Origin of the sequence: Rhizobium sp. R634 (assembly GCF_002211305.1) — a bacterium.
Classification (GTDB): domain Bacteria; phylum Pseudomonadota; class Alphaproteobacteria; order Rhizobiales; family Rhizobiaceae; genus Rhizobium.
In genome coordinates, this window is sequence record NZ_LOKW01000003.1 from 21,940 (window position 1) to 41,795 (window position 19,856).

General features: G+C 61.8%; 22 protein-coding genes. 11 read left to right on the top strand and 11 right to left on the bottom strand.

All coding sequences use genetic code 11. The features are described 5' to 3' along the window. The first annotated feature begins 62 nt into the window (after window positions 1-62). Complete coding sequence (locus tag ATY77_RS05765; RefSeq protein WP_088686507.1) at window positions 63-305, top strand: hypothetical protein; 243 nt, start codon at window positions 63-65, stop codon at window positions 303-305. 15 nt (window positions 306-320) lie between these two features. On the opposite strand, the gene ATY77_RS05770 is transcribed toward ATY77_RS05765, so the two are convergent. Next, complete coding sequence (locus tag ATY77_RS05770) at window positions 321-2,168, bottom strand: hypothetical protein (RefSeq protein WP_088686508.1); 1,848 nt, start codon at window positions 2,166-2,168, stop codon at window positions 321-323. 158 nt (window positions 2,169-2,326) lie between these two features. On the opposite strand from ATY77_RS05770, the gene ATY77_RS05775 reads away from it, so the two are divergent. Together ATY77_RS05775 and ATY77_RS05780 are read left to right on the top strand one after the other, a co-directional pair. After that, window positions 2,327-3,334 (top strand): glycosyltransferase, encoded by a 1,008-nt coding sequence (locus tag ATY77_RS05775; protein WP_088686509.1) that lies wholly within the window; start codon window positions 2,327-2,329, stop codon window positions 3,332-3,334. Continuing rightward, the gene (locus tag ATY77_RS05780) at window positions 3,331-3,708 is read left to right on the top strand and encodes a GtrA family protein (RefSeq protein ID WP_088686510.1); all 378 of its coding nucleotides are present in this window, start codon (window positions 3,331-3,333) and stop codon (window positions 3,706-3,708) included. The genes ATY77_RS05775 and ATY77_RS05780 overlap by 4 nt, the downstream gene beginning before the upstream one ends. On the opposite strand, the gene ATY77_RS05785 is transcribed toward ATY77_RS05780, so the two are convergent. After that, window positions 3,709-4,692, bottom strand: coding sequence for a Gfo/Idh/MocA family oxidoreductase (locus ATY77_RS05785; protein ID WP_088686511.1), 984 nt, complete (start codon window positions 4,690-4,692; stop codon window positions 3,709-3,711). It lies immediately after the preceding gene. Window positions 4,693-4,929: 237 nt separating this feature from the next. Between ATY77_RS05785 and ATY77_RS05790 the strand changes: the two genes are divergently transcribed. Together ATY77_RS05790 and ATY77_RS05795 are read left to right on the top strand one after the other, a co-directional pair. Beyond that, a complete protein-coding gene (locus ATY77_RS05790; RefSeq protein WP_088686512.1) occupies window positions 4,930-5,877 on the top strand; it encodes an aldo/keto reductase in 948 nt (315 codons plus the stop codon). A gap of 13 nt (window positions 5,878-5,890) precedes the next feature. Then, entirely contained in the window at window positions 5,891-6,334 is a 444-nt protein-coding gene (locus ATY77_RS05795; protein WP_088686513.1) for a GNAT family N-acetyltransferase, read from the top strand. Here the strand turns inward: ATY77_RS05795 and ATY77_RS05800 are convergent. Continuing rightward, the gene (locus tag ATY77_RS05800; RefSeq protein WP_088686514.1) at window positions 6,324-6,941 is read right to left on the bottom strand and encodes a hypothetical protein; all 618 of its coding nucleotides are present in this window, start codon (window positions 6,939-6,941) and stop codon (window positions 6,324-6,326) included. The genes ATY77_RS05795 and ATY77_RS05800 overlap by 11 nt on opposite strands. Window positions 6,942-7,088: 147 nt before the next feature. On the opposite strand from ATY77_RS05800, the gene ATY77_RS05805 reads away from it, so the two are divergent. Continuing rightward, window positions 7,089-7,586, top strand: a complete 498-nt coding sequence (locus tag ATY77_RS05805) for a ferritin-like domain-containing protein (protein ID WP_088676521.1) — start codon at window positions 7,089-7,091, stop codon at window positions 7,584-7,586. 31 nt (window positions 7,587-7,617) lie between these two features. Here the strand turns inward: ATY77_RS05805 and ATY77_RS05810 are convergent, their stop codons facing one another. Then, window positions 7,618-8,526, bottom strand: coding sequence for a LysR family transcriptional regulator (locus ATY77_RS05810; protein ID WP_088686515.1), 909 nt, complete (start codon window positions 8,524-8,526; stop codon window positions 7,618-7,620). A gap of 127 nt (window positions 8,527-8,653) precedes the next feature. Between ATY77_RS05810 and ATY77_RS05815 the strand changes: the two genes are divergently transcribed. Both ATY77_RS05815 and ATY77_RS05820 read left to right on the top strand, forming a co-directional pair. After that, entirely contained in the window at window positions 8,654-9,649 is a 996-nt protein-coding gene (locus ATY77_RS05815) for an aldo/keto reductase (RefSeq protein ID WP_088686516.1), read from the top strand. 90 nt (window positions 9,650-9,739) lie between these two features. Then, window positions 9,740-10,099, top strand: coding sequence for a nuclear transport factor 2 family protein (locus tag ATY77_RS05820; RefSeq protein WP_088676518.1), 360 nt, complete (start codon window positions 9,740-9,742; stop codon window positions 10,097-10,099). 53 nt (window positions 10,100-10,152) lie between these two features. Here ATY77_RS05820 and pheT read toward each other — a convergent pair whose 3' ends face one another. The 5 genes from pheT to infC form a co-directional block, all read right to left on the bottom strand. After that, window positions 10,153-12,576, bottom strand: coding sequence for a phenylalanine--tRNA ligase subunit beta (gene pheT, locus ATY77_RS05825; protein WP_088686517.1), 2,424 nt, complete (start codon window positions 12,574-12,576; stop codon window positions 10,153-10,155). A gap of 16 nt (window positions 12,577-12,592) precedes the next feature. Then, window positions 12,593-13,675, bottom strand: a complete 1,083-nt coding sequence (pheS, locus tag ATY77_RS05830; protein WP_088686518.1) for a phenylalanine--tRNA ligase subunit alpha — start codon at window positions 13,673-13,675, stop codon at window positions 12,593-12,595. 149 nt (window positions 13,676-13,824) lie between these two features. Further along, window positions 13,825-14,229 (bottom strand): 50S ribosomal protein L20, encoded by a 405-nt coding sequence (gene rplT, locus ATY77_RS05835; protein ID WP_064693455.1) that lies wholly within the window; start codon window positions 14,227-14,229, stop codon window positions 13,825-13,827. 39 nt (window positions 14,230-14,268) lie between these two features. Continuing rightward, window positions 14,269-14,472: a 50S ribosomal protein L35 gene (gene rpmI / locus ATY77_RS05840; RefSeq protein WP_004108077.1), complete on the bottom strand. Its 204-nt coding sequence runs from the start codon at window positions 14,470-14,472 to the stop codon at window positions 14,269-14,271. A 310-nt stretch (window positions 14,473-14,782) separates the two neighbouring features. After that, entirely contained in the window at window positions 14,783-15,319 is a 537-nt protein-coding gene (infC, locus tag ATY77_RS05845; protein ID WP_082928759.1) for a translation initiation factor IF-3, read from the bottom strand. Window positions 15,320-15,495: 176 nt separating this feature from the next. Here infC and ATY77_RS05850 point away from each other — a divergent pair, with 176 nt between their 5' ends. After that, complete coding sequence (locus ATY77_RS05850) at window positions 15,496-16,320, top strand: alpha/beta hydrolase (RefSeq protein WP_088686519.1); 825 nt, start codon at window positions 15,496-15,498, stop codon at window positions 16,318-16,320. 159 nt (window positions 16,321-16,479) lie between these two features. Continuing rightward, window positions 16,480-17,079: a transglutaminase-like cysteine peptidase gene (locus ATY77_RS05855; RefSeq protein WP_088686520.1), complete on the top strand. Its 600-nt coding sequence runs from the start codon at window positions 16,480-16,482 to the stop codon at window positions 17,077-17,079. Between the two features lie 227 nt (window positions 17,080-17,306). On the opposite strand, the gene mbfA is transcribed toward ATY77_RS05855, so the two are convergent. Then, window positions 17,307-18,290 (bottom strand): iron exporter MbfA, encoded by a 984-nt coding sequence (mbfA, locus tag ATY77_RS05860; protein ID WP_088676512.1) that lies wholly within the window; start codon window positions 18,288-18,290, stop codon window positions 17,307-17,309. A gap of 170 nt (window positions 18,291-18,460) precedes the next feature. Here mbfA and ATY77_RS05865 point away from each other — a divergent pair, with 170 nt between their 5' ends. Then, window positions 18,461-18,928, top strand: coding sequence for a truncated hemoglobin (locus ATY77_RS05865; protein ID WP_088686688.1), 468 nt, complete (start codon window positions 18,461-18,463; stop codon window positions 18,926-18,928). Between the two features lie 4 nt (window positions 18,929-18,932). Here the strand turns inward: ATY77_RS05865 and ATY77_RS05870 are convergent, their stop codons facing one another. Then, window positions 18,933-19,826 carry an EamA family transporter gene (locus ATY77_RS05870; protein ID WP_088686521.1) on the bottom strand — a complete coding sequence of 298 codons (894 nt, stop codon included), beginning with the start codon at window positions 19,824-19,826 and terminating at the stop codon, window positions 18,933-18,935. Window positions 19,827-19,856: the final 30 nt, after the last annotated feature.

Sequence of the window (19,856 nt, forward strand, 5' to 3'; positions counted from 1 at the left end):
GTAAATCTTTGTTAGTTGGCGCTTCCTATGCTTCCCCTCGTTCTCTCTGGGAAGGTGCTGAAATGATTATTCTCACAGCAGCAGCATTGGGCATCAGCGCCGGGCAAATGCGCTCGGCCGCCGCGATCGCGTTGGTCGCCGCGCTGATCGGGATGACCTTCGCGCTGGCGGCGATATTTTCGCCCGGGCCGGTTTCGCTTCTGGCGCTCCTCTATGCCATCCTCGGCTATAATGGCGGCCTGATCCTGTTCGTGCTCGGCCTCTATGCCAGCGCACGTCTTCGTGCACTGCGCGTCTTTCAGTAAAGACCGCTGCCGGCGTCAATTCGCCGCCGGCCGATAGCGAAAGAACTGCACGCCTGCATCCGCCGCCTTCGGGAGCGGCTCGAGATAGGGCGGAATATTGCCCTCGCCGAGTTCGGCATAGAGCCCATCCGGCTTCAATTTGGCGAGCTGGCGTGTCTGCGGATCGTCAGGGCAGAAAGCGAGCGCGGTCACGCCCGCTCCCTTCAGAAAAGATTCCGCCTCCTGCGGTTTGGCCATGCCGATATGCAGCTCCGTCAGCATCCCACCCTGATCGCGATGATAGGGCGCCGCGAGAACCCGGTTCTGTGTGAAACGAAGAATGGAAACACCCATTTCCGCCGGGGCGGAGACGAGGCCGGCGGGAAGCCCGGCAAGCGGCGCCAGCGCCTGGCTTGAGTTGCAGGAGTGCTCCTTGGTCGGTTCGGCCGCCTTTTTCTGGCCGTCATTTCCCAGCTGCATCGATAAAAGCCCGCCACCGACCGCCCAGGCGGCCGGGACGCTCGCAAACACCGTCATTATATAAACGAAGGCGGCGGCGACATTCTCGCTGTCGCCGTTGGAGATGCGCCTGATATCGATGATCAGCAGGCTAAGCGGAAGGATCGAGAGCAGGTTGGAGAAGGGCGAGCCGCGCACCTGCACCAGCGCGATCCCCCAGCAGATGGCGAGCAGGAAAAGCAGGATCAGATGGATCTGGGCCCGGTCCCGCTGGACGATGCGGAAGATGCAGACGGCGATGCCGAAGAGGCCGGCCGCGTAGAAGGCGCCGACATCGAAGGGCTCGGTGCGTGCCAGCGCGAAGACCGACTTTGCTTCGGAAACATTCCTCAGCCAGAGCTCGACCAGCATCGGATCGAGGCCAGCCAGCGGATCGCTCAGGCATTGCGGCGCGATCACGATTGCCGAGCCGAGAACGCCGGCGCCGATGACGGTCAGCGCCAGAAAGCGCATGGGGCGGGCAAGGCGGCTCGCAAAAACCGCGCAGAACAGCAGAAGACCGCCGCCGATCGCCGCAAGGCTGTAATAGCCGAGCGAGAGATTGTCGCAGGTGACCATGGAATAGAGCCGAGGCGGCACCGTGGCGAAGAAGAGGATGCTGATCGCAATCGCCAGCGCCAGGCCGAAGGACTGGGCGGCGACAGCGAAATCCCGGCCCTCCCATGCCCAGAGCAGGGCGACGGCCAAGCAGACGGCGGCGACGAAGGGCGTCGTCTCGGCGCCGATGGCAATGGCGACAGCCGCGGCGATGCCGGCAACCGCATAGCTCCAGCCGCGACGCTGCGGATCCAGCAGCATCGCCGTCATCGTCGCGACCAGCGCCAGCTGCGCATTGTGATGATCGAGGGCACCGGGCGCGAAACGATTGCCGGTGTAGATCACGAAGCAGGTCATGCCGAGGCTGATATGCATGCCGGCGGCACCGCCAATGCGCCGGCCGGCAACGGCCATGGCAAGCATTGCCGGCAGAATGAGCGACACCGGCCAGACGGCGAGCGCCAGCGCCTCGGCCGTCTCGCGCGGCGCGAACAGACCGAAGAACCAGATCAGCGAGGCGATCGGCAGATCGATCAGCCGTGACCAGTGCATCAGTGTACCGCCGCCGAGACCGAGGCGGTATTGCATCAGATCGAACCAGCCCTGGCCGGCGAGAAAATCGCGAACCTCGACGAGACGCATGCCGTCGTCATTGTCGGGACCGACATAATCGGTGGCGCCGGAAAGCCTGGTGACGACGATAATGGCGGCAAGAATGACGCTGTAGGCGGTGACGGCCGGCCACAGCCGCGTCAGCAGGCCGCGCATTCCACTGCGATGGACTTCGGTCGCGGATGATGCATTGGCGATCGGCTGCACGGCATTCATGTGGTTAGCAGTTCGTTTCCAGATGGCTGACCTTAGCCCCCGCCGATCAAGAAAGTGTAAAGCCGCCTCCGGTTGCCGGCGATTTCGCCTGCGTCATAGCGTCTTATTAACACCGAGTGGTTTAGGCTCGGCACGGCTTCTGTGTAACGAGTAAAGTCATGGCCCGATCGCGTACCGGTAATCTTGATATCGCCGTCCTGCTTCCCTGCTATAACGAGGCGGCAACGATCGGCCCTGTGGTGCAAGGCTTCCGGGCGATGCTGCCGGATGCAGCGATCCATGTCTATGACAACAATTCCACCGACGGGACCGCGCTGCAGGCGATGCTGGCCGGCGCGCATGTTGTGCGCGAGCGGCGGCAGGGCAAGGGTCACGTCGTGCGCCGCATGTTCGCCGACATCGATGCCGACATCTACATCATGGCCGACGGCGACGGAACCTATGCGCCCGATGACGCCGAAGAACTGGTGCGGACGCTGCTGACGGAGCGCGCCGACATGGTTGTAGGAACGCGCCGCGGCGTGCATGCCGACGCTGGCCGTCACGGCCATGCACTCGGCAATCGGCTTTTCAACGTGCTCTACCGGACGATCTTCGGCCCTGATTTCACCGATATCTTCTCCGGCTACCGCGCCTTCTCGCGCCGTTTCGTCAAGAGCTTCCCGGCTGTGTCGGGCGGCTTCGAGATCGAGACCGAAATGTCGGTGCATGCCTCCCGGCTGAAGCTGCCGGTCAGCGAACTGGAGCTCGACTATGGCCGCCGCCCGGAGGGATCGCATTCCAAGCTTTCGACCTTCCGCGACGGCGGCAAGATCCTCTGGATGTTTGCGATGCTGATGAAGGAGACGCGGCCCTTCGCCTTCTTCAGTGCGATCAGCGCCGCCTTCATGCTGGCAAGCCTCGGCTTCATGACGCCGGTGCTGGCGGAATATTTCGAGACGGGCCTCGTCAGCCGCATGCCGACCTGGGTGCTGTCGATGGCACTGATGATGATTTCCTTCATGCTGTTCACCGCCGGCGTCATTCTCGATTCCGTCGCACGCGCCCGCGCCGAACAGCTGCGCATCCATTATATGAGCCTGGAAACGCCAGGCGCGGCCAAGCTGCCGGATAGCGATGCAGCGTCTGCGCCCCGCGCCGGCCGCGGCAAGGCGGACGCGGCGTGAAGAAGCTCATCCGTTTTGCGATTGCCGGCGGCATCGGCTTTCTCGTCGATGCGGGCGTGCTGTCGGCGCTGCTGGCGCTGACACCGCTCGGGCCTTTCCTGGCGCGGCTCATCGCGATCGCCCTCGCCATGGCGTCAACCTGGGTCTTCAACCGGAACTTCACCTTCGATCGCTCCGGCCGCTCGCTCGCCGCCGAAGGCTTCCGTTACGGCTCGGTCGGCGTCACGGCGGCGCTCGTCAATTATGGACTTTATTCCGCGCTTCTGCTTTCGCTGCCGGCGCTGCAGCCGCTTGCGGCGATGGTGGTTGCCAGCATCGCCGCCATGGTCTTCAGCTTCTTCGGCTATTCGCGCTTCGTCTTCCGCGCGGAATAATCAGACGGCTTCCCAGCCGTCCTTCTCGCTGGCGCGGTAGATCGCATCGATCACCTTCTGGTTCAGCTTCGAATTTTCCAGTGTGACGATCTCTTCCTTGCCCTTCACCGCTCTGGCAAAGGCCTCGACCTCGCGCTTGTACTGGCGGCTGTCCTGGAAGCGGAAGATGCGCGATTCATTGTGGCTGCGGTCGGCAAGCTCGATTTCCTCCGGCCCCCAGCGATTGGCATTGAACGGCGACTTGACCTCGATGTAGCCGTCGGTGCCGTGAAAGACCATGACCTGGCGGTTGGCCATCTGCGTCGAGACATAGAAGCTCAGCTCGAAGTCGCCGAAATCGGCCTTGACGCTCGAATAGATGTCCGTGCCGAAATCGGGATCGCGCTCGGTGATCGCCTGAATCCAGAGCGGCTCCTTGCCGGTGGAAAAACGCGTGCTCATAACCGGATAGACGCCGATATCGGGAAGGCCGCCGCCGCCGAGTTCGGGGATGTTGCGCATGTTGGCCGCGTCGCGGTTGAAATAGGTGAAGGCACCCTGCACATGCTTGAGCGAGCCGATCGCGCCCTCATCGATCAGCGAACGCACCTTCTGCCAGACCGGGGAATAGGTGATCATATAGGCTTCGGTGACGACCACCCGGTTGCGGTCGCGGGCAGCGATCACTTCGTCGATATCGGCTGCCTTCAACGCCAGCGGCTTTTCGCAGAGCACGTGCTTGCCGGCATCGGCAGCCTTGATCGACCATTCGATGTGCTGCGAGGTCGGCAGCGGGATATAGACGGCGTCGATCACGTCGGAGGCAAGCATCTCCTCGTAGGAGCCGAAGGCATGCGGCACCGAGAAGCGGTCCGCCATCTCCCTTGCACGCGCGAGATCGCGGCTCGCAATCGCCGTGACGACGCAGTTCTCCGCATCCTGGATCGCAGGAACGACATTGTCGCGGCCGATCTTGGCGGTTGAAATGATACCGAAACGCAACATGATCCCAATCTCCCAAGCTGATTTCCGCGAACCATATTCAGGCGCCCGCTGCGGCGCAATGGCGCGGGACGAAATCACGGAAGTTTGGCTTCCCTGATGCGGAAAGCGCGCTAGGTTATGCCGGGCAGTCAGAGTGTGGTGCCGGCCGAAAAGCGCCGACACTTTCGGCACCATGTTCCGGGGCGGCGTTCTGCCGTATCCGCAATTTCAAATCATTTCATTCATTTGGAGAGCGTCATGGAAATGCGCCGGCTTGGAAAAACAGGTCTTTCGATTTCGCCGATCGTGTTCGGCGGCAATGTCTTCGGCTGGACGGCCGACGAGAAAACGTCCTTCGCCATTCTCGACGCCTTCTTCGATGCGGGCCTGAACACGATCGATACGGCGGATGTCTATTCCTCCTGGGTTCCCGGCAACAAGGGCGGCGATTCCGAGGAGATCGTCGGGCGCTGGCTGAAGCAATCACGGATTTCCCGCGACAAGGCCGTCATCATCACCAAGGTCGGCTCGGACATGGGTCAGGGAAAAACGCTCAAGGAAGCCTACATCCTGAAGGCGGTCGAGGATTCGCTGCGCCGGCTGCAAACCGACCACATCGACCTCTATCTCTCGCACTGGCCGGATGCCGATACGCCGCACGAGGAAACGCTCGGCGCCTTCGCCAAGCTGAAACAGCAGGGCAAGATCCGCGCCATCGGCTGCTCGAACTATGATGCGGCGCTGCTTCAGGCCTCTTTCGACGCCGCCGAGAAGGCCGGCCTGCCGCGATACGACGTGCTGCAGCCGGAATATAATCTTTATGAGCGCGCCAATTTCGAGGGGCCGCTCGCCGAACTCTGCGTCAGGCAGGATATCGGCGTTATCACCTATTTCAGCCTCGCCGCCGGCTTCCTCACCGGCAAATACCGCAGCAAGGCCGACACGCAGGGCCGCGCCCGCGAAGGCCGCGTTTCGCAATATCTCGACGCCAAAGGCCTGCGCATCCTGGCAGCACTCGACAAGGTTTCGACCGAGACCGGCGCCAAGCCCGCGGAAATTGCGCTCGCCTGGCTGCTGCGCAAGAAGGGCGTGACGGCGCCGATCGCCAGTGCGACCAGTCTTTCGCAGCTTGAAAGCCTGGTGAAATCGGCGACACTTTCGCTCTCCAAGGAAGCGATGGCGCTGCTCGACGAAGCCGGCGCCTGAAGAAGGAACGCCCATGACTGTGACGATACGCGATGCCCGCCCTGAGGATGAGGTCCGCTGGCGCGAACTCTGGGCGGCTTATCTCGCCTTTTATGAAGTGACGGTCGATGCCGATATCACCGACCAGACATGGCGCCGGGTTTTCGATCCGGCGTCGGCGATCGCGATGCGCGTTGCCGAAGTGGATGGCCGGCTGATGGGATTTGCACTTTACCTCACGCATGAGGGCACGTGGATCCGCACCCGGGACTGCTATCTCGAAGATCTTTTTGTCGATCCCGATGCGCGCGGCAAGGGCGTCGGGCGGGCGCTGATGGACGATCTTATCGCGCTCAGCAAGACGAAGGGCTGGTCGCGGCTTTACTGGCATACGAGCGAAAACAACAAGACGGCCCGCGCGCTCTATGACAGCTATGTCGAAAGCGACGGCCACATCCGCTATCGCATCAGTTTCTGAGCGTGGGAAATCCCTCGTACCATTCGGAATGATCGCCTTCCCAATTGGCCATGCCCGGTTTGGTGAGGATGCCGCGCGGGTTGATATAGCTTTGGATGACCCGCTTCGGCCGTTCGTGCCACTGGATATTGAAGGCCCAGAGCTTCGGGAAGAAGCAGAGCGAGGCGTAAGGCAGGTGGTCGTGAATCCACCAGGCGAGCCGCCGCCAGTCGCCGTCATCGCTGTAGTGGTCGAGCATCCACGGCACGGCAATGCAGACGGCCGCGCCCATGCAGCTGTCAAAATCCCTGATATCCCAGATGTGATGCGCCGCGGTGGCGGCATTGGTCGAACAATTCAGATTGTTCTCGTTGCCGAAGCGATTGACGGCGGGCGACCGGTAGCCAGAGCGGATATGCAAGCGACCAAAGGTCGCTTCCAGCGGCTCCAGCAATTCCTGGCAAAGCCGCCTGCCCGCCTCGATCGCGAGATCGGGATCCTCTGGGATGTTGGGAATGCGGTAGAAATCGGCAATTTCGGAATGCAGGAAATCGCGGAAAAAGAAGTTTTGCGACAGCCGCACGCGCCCGAGATCCTCGAGACCTTTCATCGAACCCGGTTTTCGCATCGGCTATAGCCCTCTTCGAATGACGGAGAACCATCGCAAGGAGCCTATTTCCAGTCCACCCGAAATCGATCCGGAACAATTTGCGCGATCTTTTCTTCTTAATGTGTCGCCGCATTCGCGGCCTTTCCCAGAACAAGGATCGAGAAAATGGCCAAGGAAAAGACGTTGGAAGATCTCTTCTACGACACGCTTAAGGACATCTATTTCGCCGAGCGGCAGATTCTGCGCGCGCTGCCGAAGATGGCGCGCGCCGCCCAGTCCCCCGAACTGAAGAAGGGCTTCGAGAAGCACCGCGAAGAGACCGAGGGTCAGGTCGAGCGCCTGCAGCAGGTTTTCGAGAAGATCGGCAAGCGCGCCCAGGGCAAGACCTGCGAGGCAATCCAGGGCATTATCGCCGAAGGCGAAGAGATCATGGAAGAATTCAAGGGCACGGCGGCGCTCGACGCAGGCCTGATCTCGGCAGCGCAAGCCGTCGAGCATTATGAAATCGCCCGCTACGGCACGCTGAAGACTTGGGCCGCGACGCTCGGCCTCAAGGATGTCGTCGCTTTGCTCGACCAGACGCTGCAGGAAGAGACGGCGACCGACAAGACCCTCTCGCAGCTTGCGACAACGGCGGCAAACCAGAAGGCGAAGGCTGCCTGACGCAATGACGGGAATGGGCGGCCGATAAGCCTTACCGGCCGCCCGCATCCCTCTCCACATACCGGAAGAAATCGATGAAGGCGCGCAGTGCCGGCCGCATCTGACGCCGGCTCGGATAATAGACGAACGGCCCCGGATAGGGGGCGCACCAATCCTCCAGCACCCGCACGAGCCTGCCCGCCGCCAGTTCGGAATGCACTCGCGTGTCGAAGAGATAGGCAAGACCGGCGCCATTCAGCGCCGCAAGGAGAGCCAACCGGTCCTCGCTGACAATAAGCGGCCCATCGACCGCAACGATCAGTTCCTGTCCGTCCTTCTCGAATTCCCAGCGATAGATGGAGCCGTTGGTGAAGCGCCGTTTGATGCAGCGGTGGCGGATGAGATCGCGTGGATGCTCCGGCTTCGGGTAGCGCTCGAAATATTCCGGCGAAGCGGCGATGACGGTCGTCAGATTGGGCGAGATCCTGACCGCGATCATATCGGCCTCCAGGCTCTCCTCCAGCCGGATGCCGGCGTCGAAACCCTCCTTGACGATATCGATGAAGCCATCCTCGTTGGCGATCTCCAGCGTGATATCGGGATAGAGATTGAGAAAATCGCCGAGGCGCGGGGCAAGCAGGATATCGGAAGCGAAGCGCGGCGCGGTGATGCGCAGGTTTCCGGCCGGCTTGCCGCGCGCATCATTGACGGCTTCCAGCGCGATGCCGATCTCCTCGAGCGCCGGACGCAGCCTTTCGAGAAGCAGGCGGCCTTCCTCGGTCGGCGCCACACTGCGGGTGGTGCGTGCCAGAAGCCGCACACCGAGACTCTCCTCCAGGCTCGATATGGCATGGCTGACCGCCGAGGGCGCGACGAGCAGTTCCTTGGCCGCGGCCCGGAAGCTGCGGTGCTCCGCGACGGCGGCGAGAACGGCAAGTTGCGCGAGCTGGGTCCTGTTCATTGATCGAAATTATAGAACGGCTTGTTATAAACTGCATGTGTTTTCTGACTGATGCTGCGCCGATATGGTTTGTCCGTACCGCTTTGATCCCTTCACAGGTTCAATCAGCTCAGAAAAGGAGCGCATCATGAAAACCCGAAAACTCGGAAACGATCTGACCGTCTCTGCCGTCGGCCTCGGCTGCATGGGCATGAGCTTCGCCTATGGCGCCAGCGACGAAGCGGAATCGGTGAGGACGCTCAATCGCGCCGTCGATCTCGGCGTCACCTTCTTCGACACTGCCGAGGTCTATGGTCCTTTCACCAACGAGGTTCTTCTCGGAAAAGCGCTGAAGCCGGTTCGCGACCGCATCGTGATCGCCACCAAATTCGGCTTCAAGATCGATACCAGTAAGGCGGGCGCTGCCGCCATCGCCGGCGTCGACAGCCGCCCCGAGCATGTGCGGGCCGTGGCCGAAGCCTCGCTGAAACGCCTTGGGATCGAGACCATCGATCTCTTCTACCAGCATCGGGTCGATCCCAACGTGCCGATCGAGGAGACGGTCGGTGTCATGGCCGAGCTGGTGAGGGAGGGAAAGGTGCGCGCGCTCGGTCTATCGGAAGCCGGCAGCGCCACCATCCGCCGCGCGCATGCCGTCCATCCGATCGCGGCACTGCAGAGCGAGTATTCTCTGTGGACACGCGATCCCGAAGAGGACGTGCTTGCCACCTGCCGCGAACTCGGCATCGGCTTCGTGCCCTACAGCCCGCTTGGCCGCGGTTTTCTCACCGGAGCGATCCGCAAAGTCGAGGATCTCGCCGCCGACGATTTCCGCCGGCAGGTGCCGCGTTTCCAGGCGGAGAATTTCGATGCGAATGCGGCTCTTGTCGCAACGCTGGAAGAGCTTGCCGCCGAGAAGGACGTGACGGCGGCACAGTTGGCACTGGCTTGGGTGCTGAACCAGGGAGACGACATCGTGCCGATCCCCGGCGCGCGCAAGATCCATCACCTGGAACAGAACGTCGCCGCCGCCGATATCACGCTCAGCGTCGAGGAACTTGAGAAGCTGGACAAGGCAATCCCTGCCGGGCACGTAGCCGGCAAGCGCTATTCGGATGCCTCGCTTGCCATGACGAATCTGTGAACCGTGGAGCCTGGCCGGTTTACACCGGCCGGGCTTGCCTTCGCGGCCGGCAAAACTATCTAACTTCATCTCGGAGAACGGGATGACAAGATGTCGGACAGGCAGGCAGTCGAACAGACGGTTCATCTCTATGTCGAAGGCATGGCCTTCGCCAACGCGGCCGCTTTGAAAAAGGCCTTTCACCCGCAAAGCTCGATTATCGGCTATTACCAGAATGCCGTCGAATGGCTGACGCGGGACGAATTCATCGCCGCGATCCTGGCGGAGGAGCCCGCCCCGCCCGGCACACAACCCTTTATGGACATCCAGAACGTCGATGTCGAAGGCGACGCGGCAAGCGTCAAGGTCACCGACGATTTCGCCGGCATGCGCTTTACCGACTATCTCTCCTTGCTGAAGATCGATGGCCGCTGGGTGATCGTCAGCAAGCTCTATCATCTGCACAGATGAAAAGACCGGCTGCCTCGGCAACCGGTCCCTTGCTTTCATCAGGATCCGAAAGATCAGCTTCTGAGGACACCGCCGGTGAATTTCATGACGCTCGCGACGATTTTCTGCGTCAGGGCTTCGAAATCCTCGTCCGTCAGCGTGCGCTCGACCGGCTGGATCTGAACTTCGATCGCCACCGACTTCTTGCCCTCGCCGACCGATGCGCCTTCGAAGATGTCGAAGACGTTGACGCCGGTGATAAGCTTGCGGTCGGCGCCGGTCGCAGCCTTCATGACGGCGCCTGCTTCGATCGTCTTGTCGACGACGAAGGCGAAGTCGCGCTTGACCGCCTGGAAGGGCGAAAGATCGAGCGCCTGCTTGGTGCGCGTCGCCTTCTTCTTCGGTTCGGCCATAGCATCGAGGTAGACTTCGAAGCCGCAGAGAGCACCGGAGACATCGAGGGCTTCCAGCGTCAGCGGGTGGAATTCGCCGAAATAACCGAGCACGACTTTCGGCCCCATCTTGATCGTGCCGGAGCGGCCCGGGTGATACCATTCCGGACCACCCTGCTCGATCTGGATGTTGCCCATCGGCAGGCCAGAGGCTTCGATGACGGCAAGGGCATCGGCCTTGGCGTCGAAGACGTCGACCGGCTTGCCGCCGCCCTTCACCGTATTCGACCACATGCGGCCCGCGCCGGCGAGCGAGGCCGTGCCGCGGCGGATGCCGCCGGCGACGCGACGCTGGCCTTCCGGCCGGTCGTTCTCATAAGTGCCCGAGACTTCGAAGATCGCCACGTCGCCATAGCCCTTGTCGGCATTGCGCTGCGCAGCCGTCAGCAGGCCCGGCAGCAGCGAGGGGCGCATATCCGACATTTCGGCGGCGATCGGATTGGCGAGCTTCAGGGCGGCGGAACCGCCGCCGAAGAGCTTTGCCTGATCTTCCGGAATGAAGGACCAGGTGACGGCCTCCAGCATGCCGCGCGAGGCAAGGGCGCGCTTGGCCGCGCGGGTGCGGATCTGCAGCGTCGTCAGGATCCTGCCGTTGACGGCGGCATGGCTTTCGAGCGGCGCCGGCTTGATATTGTCGACGCCGTGGATGCGCATGACTTCCTCAACGAGATCGGCCTTGCCGTCGACATCGGGGCGCCATGAGGGAACCGAGACCGAAACGCGTTCGCCGGAGCCGGAAACCGTGAAGCCGAGGCGCGCGAGGATGGCGTTGCTTTCCTCCGTCGAGACCTCCAGGCCCGTCAGGCGCTTGACCTCGGAATAGGGGAAATCGACGACCTTCGGCTCATAGCCCTTATAGCCGACGACCTCGGCCCTCGCGGCCGTGCCGCCGCAGAGCTCAAGCACCAGTTCCGTCGTGCGTTCGAGGCCCGGAACCATATATTCCGGATCGACGCCGCGTTCGAAACGGTAGCGGGCATCGGTGATGATGCCGAGGCTGCGGCCAGATTTGGCGATGTTCATCGGGTCCCAGAGGGCCGACTCGATCAGCACGTCGACGGTGTTCTCGTCGCAGCCGGAATGTTCGCCGCCCATGATGCCGCCGATCGATTCGATCCCGTCTTCATCTGATATGACGACGTTGTTCGGACCAAGCTTGTATTCGCGCTGGTCGAGCGCCAGCACGGTCTCGCCTTCCCTGGCGCGGCGGACGGTAAGGTTGCCAGTGACCTTGGCGGCGTCGAAGACATGCATCGGCCGGCCCTGATCGAAGGTCATGTAATTGGTGATATCGACCAGCGCATTGATGGGGCGCAGGCCGATGGCGAGGAGCCGCTGCTGCATCCAGCGCGGGCTCGGGCCGTTCCTGACACCGCGCACGAGGCGGAGCGAAAAGCCGGGGCAGAGCTTCGGATCGTCAAGATCGAGCGTCAGCTTGACCGGTGTATCGCCTTCGACGGCGAAGCTCGGCACGGCCCGTGTCTTCAGCGTGCCGAGACCTGAAGCGGCGAGATCGCGGGCGATGCCGCGGATCGACGTGCAGTCCGGCCGATTCGGCGTCAGATTGATTTCGATGACCGGGTCGTCGAGATGCGCATAGGCGGCATAGCTCTTTCCGACCGGCGCATCGTCCGGCAGATCGATGATGCCGTCGTGACTGTCGGAGATCTGCAGTTCCTTTTCGGAGCACATCATGCCGCGGCTTTCGACGCCGCGGATATTGCCGACGGCAAGGGTCACGTCGATGCCCGGAACATAGGTTCCGGGTGCTGCGAAGGCGCCGACGAGGCCGGCGCGCGCATTCGGGGCGCCGCAGACGACCTGGACCGGCGCACCGGCGCCGGTGTCGACCATCAGCACCTTGAGGCGGTCGGCCTGCGGATGTTTTTCCGCCGACAGGACCTTGGCGATAACGAAGGGCTTGAAGGCCGCCTTGTCGTCGACATCCTCCACCTCCAGACCGATCTCGGTCAGGCGGGTGCAGATTTCATCGAGCGTGGCATCCGTTTCCAGATGCTCTTTCAGCCAGGAGAGCGTGAATTTCATCGTTCCAATTCTCCGTTCAAGCGCTGAGGCCGCCGAACAGCGTCGGCATGTCGAGCGGGCGGAAGCCGTAATGCGTCATCCAGCGGACGTCGGCATTGAAGAAGTCGCGCAGGTCGGGCATGCCATATTTCAGCATGGCGATGCGATCGAGGCCCATGCCCCAGGCAAAACCCTGATATTCGTCCGGATCGAGGCCGCCGTAGCGCAGCACGTTCGGGTGGACCATGCCGCAGCCGAGGATCTCCATCCAGTCGGTGCCTTCGCCGAACTTGACGATCGGGCCGGAGCGGTCGCACTGGATATCGACCTCGAAGGAGGGCTCGGTGAAGGGGAAGAAGGACGGGCGGAAGCGCATCGTCACGCTGTCGACCTCGAAGAAGGTCTTGCAGAACTCCTCGAGCACCCAGCGGATATTGGCGACATTGGCCTTCTTGTCGATGACCAGGCCCTCGACCTGATGGAACATCGGCGAATGCGTGGCGTCCGAATCCTGGCGATAGGTCTTGCCGGGGATGATGATGCGGATCGGCGGCTTCTGCGTCTCCATGGTGCGCACCTGCACGGGCGAGGTGTGCGTGCGCAGCACCTTGCGCTCACCGTTTTCGTCCGGATTGAAGAAGAAGGTGTCGTGCATCTCGCGGGCCGGATGGCCTTCGGGGAAATTCAGCGCGGTGAAATTGTAGTAGTCGGTCTCGATATCGGGACCTTCGGCGATCGAGAAACCCATGTCGGCGAAGATCGCGGTGATCTCATCGACGATCTGGCTGATCGGATGGATGCGGCCGCGCTCGGCGGGCGAGGAGCGCACCGGCAGGCTGACGTCGATCGTCTCGGCCTTCAGCCGCGCATTGACAGCCGCAACTTTCAGTACCGACTTGCGCTCGGCAATGGCGTCCGTCACCGCATTCTTCAGGGCGTTGATCGCCGCACCCCGGGTCTGGCGTTCCTCCGTCGTCATGGCGCCGAGCGTCTTCAGGAGCTCCGAGATGGAACCCTTCTTGCCGAGAGCGGACACGCGCACGGCTTCCAGGGCTGCCTCGTCATTGGCAGCAGCGATTTCCGCGAGCAGCGATGAGTTGAGCTGGTCGATATCTGACATTGTCACTTCTTTCCGTCCAGTATCAGGCGGGGGATCGGGAGGCAGGTGGCGCCGACCGGCGCAAGGAATATAAAGAAAGAAAAACCCGCACTAGCCCAAACCAGCGCGGGTTTCCCAAAATCATAACTTCAAAGCTTGGGAAGCGCTGGTTAACGAACCGCGCCCTCAAACTCGTTAGCCGTGCCGGTTTCCTTGAGGTATTCAAGGGCCTTCTTGGCGGCAGCAACCAGCGCACCGAATGCTTCCGGCTCATGGATCGCCATGTCGGAGAGAACCTTGCGGTCGACTTCGATACCAGCCTTGTTCAGGCCGTCGATGAAGCGGCCATAGGTCAGGCCGAATTCGCGGACGGCAGCGTTGATACGCTGGATCCAGAGGGCGCGGAAGTTGCGCTTGTTGACCTTGCGGTCGCGGTATGCGTACTGCTTGGCGCGATCGACGGCAGCCTTGGCGGTACGGATGGTGTTCTTGCGGCGGCCGTAGAAGCCCTTGGCCTGCTTCAGAACCTTCTTGTGCTTGGCGTGGGCAGCGACGCCTCTTTTTACACGTGCCATTTCATGATCTCCTTAATCTAACGCGTTACCGGAATAGTCTCAGAGACCGTTCGGCAGATAGTTCTTCACGACCTTGCGGCCATCGGGTTCTGCCAGAACCATGGTACCGCGTGCATCGCGAATGAACTTGTTCGTGCGCTTGATCATGCCATGGCGCTTGCCGGCGGCAGCCGCCTTGACCTTGCCGGTAGCGGTGATCTTGAACCGCTTCTTGGCAGAGGACTTCGTCTTCATCTTGGGCATTTTGCTACTCCGTTTCTGTCCTCCCTGCGCGCTTCATCAAAAAGCCCTCCTCGCGAAGTCCGGTTCTCCGGCCGTCGCAACAAGGTGCGGGAGCGTTTGTTGTTGATCTGCGGCATCGGCGACGAACCGTTCCGCAAGCATTCGAAACTGCCACGGCATGCCCTGCCGGTCAGTTCGGACGCGCGCTTATAACCGCAGCGTCATGAAAGTGCAACGGGGGCCGAGAGGAATCTTCGCCGACCCAATGCACATTACCGAAAGCACAAAAGCCGCCCTTGCGGACGGCCTTGGGCAAAAGGGTATCTGGCGCTTACTTCGGCGCCAGCACCATCATCATCTGGCGGCCTTCGAGCTTGGGCTCGGCTTCCACCTTGGCGATCTCAAGCGTATCGGCCTTGACCTGCTGCAGAAGCTTCATGCCGAGTTCCTGGTGGGCCATTTCGCGGCCGCGGAACTTCAGCGTCACCTTGACCTTATCGCCTTCATCGAAGAAGCGGCCCATCGCCTTCATCTTCACCTCATAATCATGGGTGTCGATGTTCGGGCGCATCTTGATTTCTTTGACTTCGACGATCTTCTGCTTCTTACGCGCTTCGGCAGCCTTCTTCTGGTTGGCATATTTCAGCTTGCCCAGATCGAGGATCTTGCACACCGGCGGTTCGGCGTTGGGGGAAATTTCGACGAGATCGAGGCCGGCTTCCTCAGCCATTCTCAAGGCCTGGTCGGTGGGCACGATGCCCATATTCTGTCCGTCAGCCGCGATCAGCTGAACTTTGGGAATGCGGATTTCACGGTTCGAGCGCGGGCCGTCCTTCACGGGCGCATCGGTCTTAAAAGGTCTGCGAATGGTCGTATTCTCCTCGCGTTGTTTCGGAACGTTGCAGCCGCGCGCTCCCGGTGAGGGTGCACCAACGTGTCTCGTTATCGCTGCAACGGAGTCAATATCATCCTTTAGCGGAAAAATCACCTGCTGTCAGCCTGCCAAGAATCTGTTTTATAGGCCAAAACAACAGGAGTTGACCGATGTCCGATCAGAAGCCCAATCCCGCGCCGCAATTCCTGACGGTCGGCGAAGGCGAAGCGGCGCGTGAAATCGCTCTCCTCGTCCGCCCGGCGCAAGCCGGCGAAGACACGCCGGCGCTCGTCTGGCTGTCCGGCTATCGTTCCGACATGAGCGGCACCAAGGCGGTGGAACTCGACGGCTTGGCCGCCGAGCTCGGCCTCGCTTGCATTCGTTTCGACTATTCCGGCCACGGACTGTCCGGCGGCAGCTTCCGCGACGGAACGATCTCCCGCTGGCTGGAAGAGGCCATTGCCGTGCTGCGTCATGCCGCGCCTGAACGCGTGCTCCTCGTCGGCTCCTCGATGGGCGGCTGGATCGCGCTCAGGCTGGCGCAGGAGCTTGCGCGGCAGGGCGGAACAAAACTCCAAGGCATGGCGTTGATCGCGCCTGCGCCGGATTTCACCTCCGAACTGATCGAGCCGCACCTGACGGCCAAGGAGCAGAAGTCGCTTGCAGAGCGCGGCTATTTCGAAGAGCGCTCGCAATACAGCCCGGAACCGAACATCTATACCAGGGCGCTGATCGAGGACGGCCGCGAAAACCGGGTGCTGGACGGCATCATCGAGACCGGCTGCCCGGTGCATATCCTCCAGGGCATGAAGGACCCCGACGTGCCGCATCAGCATGCAATGAAACTCGTCGAGCATCTTCCGGCCGACGACGTTGTGCTGACCCTCATTCGCGACGGCGACCACCGCCTTTCCCGTCCCGGCGACATCGCGCTTCTCGTCAGCGCCGTCAAAGGCATCCTCCGCTCATCGGCAAATAGAGAAAAGCCCGCTTGAGGGCGGAGGCGATCACCCCGAAGCAAGTTCCCGGTTCCGTTGCATTTTAACCATGTCGGCGAGTTGCCAGGTCCTCCTAAGAAGTAACGATTGACTCTTCTCGGCCCTCTCCATTAACACTTTGTTAATAATTAAGGGGCGATGCGAGGAAGAGCGGGCGTGCGGATCAAGGGTATCTTCGTGGCCATGATGGCCGTGTTTGCGATGGCGACTGCCGCCATCCCGGCACCAAGCAGAAATGCTTCCATGGTAACAGGCAATGCCACTTCCCAACCGATCGGCCACTACGATTTCTGTCAGATTCACCGCAACGAATGCGGCGCAAACCGCAATTCCGGCCCGATCGAGATGGACCCGGCGAAATGGTCGCTCGTCCGTTCGGTCAATGCCATGGTCAATCGCACGATCACCCCGATGACCGACAAGGAAATCTACGGCAAGGACGAGGTCTGGGCTTATCCGACCACCGCCGGCGACTGCGAGGACTTCGCGCTCCTGAAGCGCCGCATCCTGATACAGCGCGGCGTTCCGGCCGCCGACCTGCTGATGACCGTCGTTCGCAAGCCCGATGGCGAAGGCCATGCCGTGCTGACGCTGCGCACCGCCGAAGGCGATTTCGTGCTCGACAATCTCGCTTCCGACGTGAAGCCGTGGTTCGGGACGCCCTATACCTTCGTCAAGCGCCAGTCGAGCTACAATGCCGGCCGCTGGGTCACCATCGAAAACGGCCGCGACGTTCTGGTCGGCGCTCTGCGCTGAGGATTTCCGGGGGGATGTGGGGAAAAGGGCCGGCGAAAGCCGGCCTTTTTGTTTTTGGGGTGCTGCAGGGTGTGCCCCTAATGGGAGCTGATCGCTGAACCGCAACCTTGTACGCGAGATAAGGAATTGGTTTGCCGCACCGTCTCTCGGCCCTTCGCATGGCTCCGGGCGTTCGCTGCCGCAATCGATTCGCTGGATCGATTGCTCGAGCTTTGCCCGACCGCAGCTCACCCATTCCCAATCAGAATACCGGCGGCGAGAACCAGGCTGCCGCCAAGGACGACCTGGAAGGCGGCGCGAAGGAAGGGCGTTTCCATATAACGGTTCTGGATGAAGGCAATCGCCCAGAGTTCGAAGAAGACGATGACGGCGGCGGTGATCGTCGCGGTCCAGAAATGCGGGATCAGGTAAGGCAGGGCATGTCCGAGACCGCCGAGCGTCGTCATGATGCCGCAGGCAAGGCCGCGTTTGACGGGCGAACCCCGGCCGGAGATCTTGCCGTCGTCATGGGCGGCCTCGGTGAAACCCATCGAGATGCCGGCGCCGACGGAGGCGGAAAGACCGACGAGGAAAGTCTGCCAGGTATCCTGCGTGGCAAAGGCGGCGGCGAAGATCGGCGCCAGCGTCGAGACCGAACCATCCATCAAGCCGGCAAGACCCGGCTGCACATAGGTCAGCACGAATTGCCGGTGCGCCGTCTCGTCTTCGTCGCGCTTGACGTCTTCGGGCGTGTGTTTGTCGCCGAGCATGCGGGCAATATCCTCATGCCCCTGTTCGGCGAGCGCGAGATCGCCGAGAAGCTCTCGCGTCGAGGCATCCGAGGTCTGCTTGGCCGCCTCGATATAGAAACGGTATGCCTGATCCTCCATCGCTTCGGTTTCCTGCCGTATTGCATCGAGCGAAAGATTTGCCCTCAGCCAGTCGGGCTTGCGTTCGTAGAAGCCCTGCACATGTTCGCGCCGAATCAGCGGGATGCGCTCGCCAAAACGCTGGCGATGGATCTCGATCAGGGATTTGCGATGCGTATCCTCGACCTCGGCCATATCTTCGAAAACCTTGGCCGAGGCCGGGAATTCGTTCCGGAGCCTGTCGGCATAGGCAAGATAGATGCGAGCATCGTCTTCCTCGGAGGCGATTGCGAGGGCGAGGATCTCCTGCTCGGACAGCGACTCGAAAGACCGTTTCGGTGATCTGAAAAATCGCGCCAGCATAACTATTCTCCATAATTTAGAATTATTCTAAATCTAAAGAAGCAGCCAATGGCGGTCAAGTGCACAGACGGGCCGGCTGACAGATTGCCGCAAGCTGCAAGCATGGCTTTGGCGCGCTGGCACAAACACCTATATGAAGAGCGCCGCATCATGCGGCGCCGGGGTTTATGATGGACAAAGAAATTCAGGGCCGCCCTGCCCATGTCGCGGCGATCCGCGAAAAGGCGGAGGCCGAAATGCGGGCGATGGGCGTCGACGAAGCCTTCATCGACAGGCTGGTCGAGGCTTTTTACGGACGAGTGCTGGAGCATCCCGATCTCGGCCCAGTGTTCGACGCCCGGCTTTCCGGCCGCTGGCCGGAGCATATGCAGAAGATGAAGAGCTTCTGGTCGGCCGTCGCCTTTCGCAGCGGCGCCTATGGCGGCAAGCCGGTGCAGGCGCATACGGGCGTTCAGAACCTGACGCCCGATCTTTTTCCGAAATGGCTGTCGCTGTTTGCCGCGACGCTCGACGATGTCGCCCCCTCGCCGGAGGCCAAGGCCTGGTTCATGGCGACCGCAGAGCGGATCGCCAAAAGCCTGACGCTGTCGCTGTTCTACAATCCCGCGCTCGACGATCCGGCGAAAAAAGCGGGCTGATCGTTCACTGCTTCGCCGAAAAGGTCGCGCCGGCGCTTGCCGCGACGACCAGAGCCGTTCCGGCCATCTGCAGCAGCGTCATCGGCTGAGTCAGGATGAGAAAGCCCGCAAGTGCGGCAATCGCCGGTTCGAGGCTCATGAGAATGCCGAAGGAGGCTGTCGGCATGCGCCGCAGAGCGATCAGTTCCAGCGTGTAGGGCAGCAGCGGCACGAGAATGGCAAGGCCCACCATTTCAATCAGGCCGGAACCATCGAGCTTGGGCAACGCGCCGGCGAAGCCGAAGGGTGTCGCGACCAGCGCGGCGACCATCAGCGACATGGAAAGCCCTTCCAGCCCCTTGAAGCTCGCACCGATCTTTTTCGTCAGGATGATATAGATCGCCCAGCCGGTTCCTGCGCCGAGCGCGAAGAGAATACCCTCGATGTCGCCGACCCAGCCTTCCCCATCATGGGCGAGAGCCAGCACGCCGAGCGCGGCAAGCAGGGGCCAGACGAGACGCCGGCCGAGACCGTAACCGATGGTCGCCACCGACAGCGGGCCGAGAAAATCGATCGCCACGGCAAGCCCGAGCGGAATGCGCTCGATCGCCGCGAAGAAGCTCATGGTCATCAGCGCCGTCGTGGTGCCGAGAACCAGAGCGCTCGTCCATTGCGCCCTGTTGTAGCTTGAGATGCGCGGCCGCACGACGATGGCCAGGATGAGGGCCGCAAACGCAAGCCGCAGCCAGCTGGCGCCGGCCGGTCCATAGGTGGCGATGGCGGAGGAGGAAAGCGCTGCGCCGAACTGGATTGACGACATGGACAGCAGGCACATCAGCCCGCCGGCCGCCACGCCGCCGAATGCCGTCGATGCCTCTGCGCTCAGCGTGCCTGCGCCGGCATTCGCTTTTTCTTCCATGCTCATCTCCCGATCGCGCCTCTTCTTACG

Coding starts and splice junctions, on each gene's coding strand:
- ATY77_RS05765 (WP_088686507.1), top strand. CDS start 63: ATGATTATTCTCACAGCAGCAGCATTGGGCATCAGCGCCGGGCAAATG.
- ATY77_RS05770 (WP_088686508.1), bottom strand. CDS start 2,168: ATGAATGCCGTGCAGCCGATCGCCAATGCATCATCCGCGACCGAAGTC.
- ATY77_RS05775 (WP_088686509.1), top strand. CDS start 2,327: ATGGCCCGATCGCGTACCGGTAATCTTGATATCGCCGTCCTGCTTCCC.
- ATY77_RS05785 (WP_088686511.1), bottom strand. CDS start 4,692: ATGTTGCGTTTCGGTATCATTTCAACCGCCAAGATCGGCCGCGACAAT.
- ATY77_RS05790 (WP_088686512.1), top strand. CDS start 4,930: ATGGAAATGCGCCGGCTTGGAAAAACAGGTCTTTCGATTTCGCCGATC.
- ATY77_RS05795 (WP_088686513.1), top strand. CDS start 5,891: ATGACTGTGACGATACGCGATGCCCGCCCTGAGGATGAGGTCCGCTGG.
- ATY77_RS05800 (WP_088686514.1), bottom strand. CDS start 6,941: ATGCGAAAACCGGGTTCGATGAAAGGTCTCGAGGATCTCGGGCGCGTG.
- ATY77_RS05805 (WP_088676521.1), top strand. CDS start 7,089: ATGGCCAAGGAAAAGACGTTGGAAGATCTCTTCTACGACACGCTTAAG.
- ATY77_RS05810 (WP_088686515.1), bottom strand. CDS start 8,526: ATGAACAGGACCCAGCTCGCGCAACTTGCCGTTCTCGCCGCCGTCGCG.
- ATY77_RS05815 (WP_088686516.1), top strand. CDS start 8,654: ATGAAAACCCGAAAACTCGGAAACGATCTGACCGTCTCTGCCGTCGGC.
- ATY77_RS05820 (WP_088676518.1), top strand. CDS start 9,740: ATGTCGGACAGGCAGGCAGTCGAACAGACGGTTCATCTCTATGTCGAA.
- pheT (WP_088686517.1), bottom strand. CDS start 12,576: ATGAAATTCACGCTCTCCTGGCTGAAAGAGCATCTGGAAACGGATGCC.
- pheS (WP_088686518.1), bottom strand. CDS start 13,675: ATGTCAGATATCGACCAGCTCAACTCATCGCTGCTCGCGGAAATCGCT.
- rplT (WP_064693455.1), bottom strand. CDS start 14,229: ATGGCACGTGTAAAAAGAGGCGTCGCTGCCCACGCCAAGCACAAGAAG.
- rpmI (WP_004108077.1), bottom strand. CDS start 14,472: ATGCCCAAGATGAAGACGAAGTCCTCTGCCAAGAAGCGGTTCAAGATC.
- ATY77_RS05850 (WP_088686519.1), top strand. CDS start 15,496: ATGTCCGATCAGAAGCCCAATCCCGCGCCGCAATTCCTGACGGTCGGC.
- mbfA (WP_088676512.1), bottom strand. CDS start 18,290: ATGCTGGCGCGATTTTTCAGATCACCGAAACGGTCTTTCGAGTCGCTG.
- ATY77_RS05865 (WP_088686688.1), top strand. CDS start 18,461: ATGGACAAAGAAATTCAGGGCCGCCCTGCCCATGTCGCGGCGATCCGC.
- ATY77_RS05870 (WP_088686521.1), bottom strand. CDS start 19,826: ATGGAAGAAAAAGCGAATGCCGGCGCAGGCACGCTGAGCGCAGAGGCA.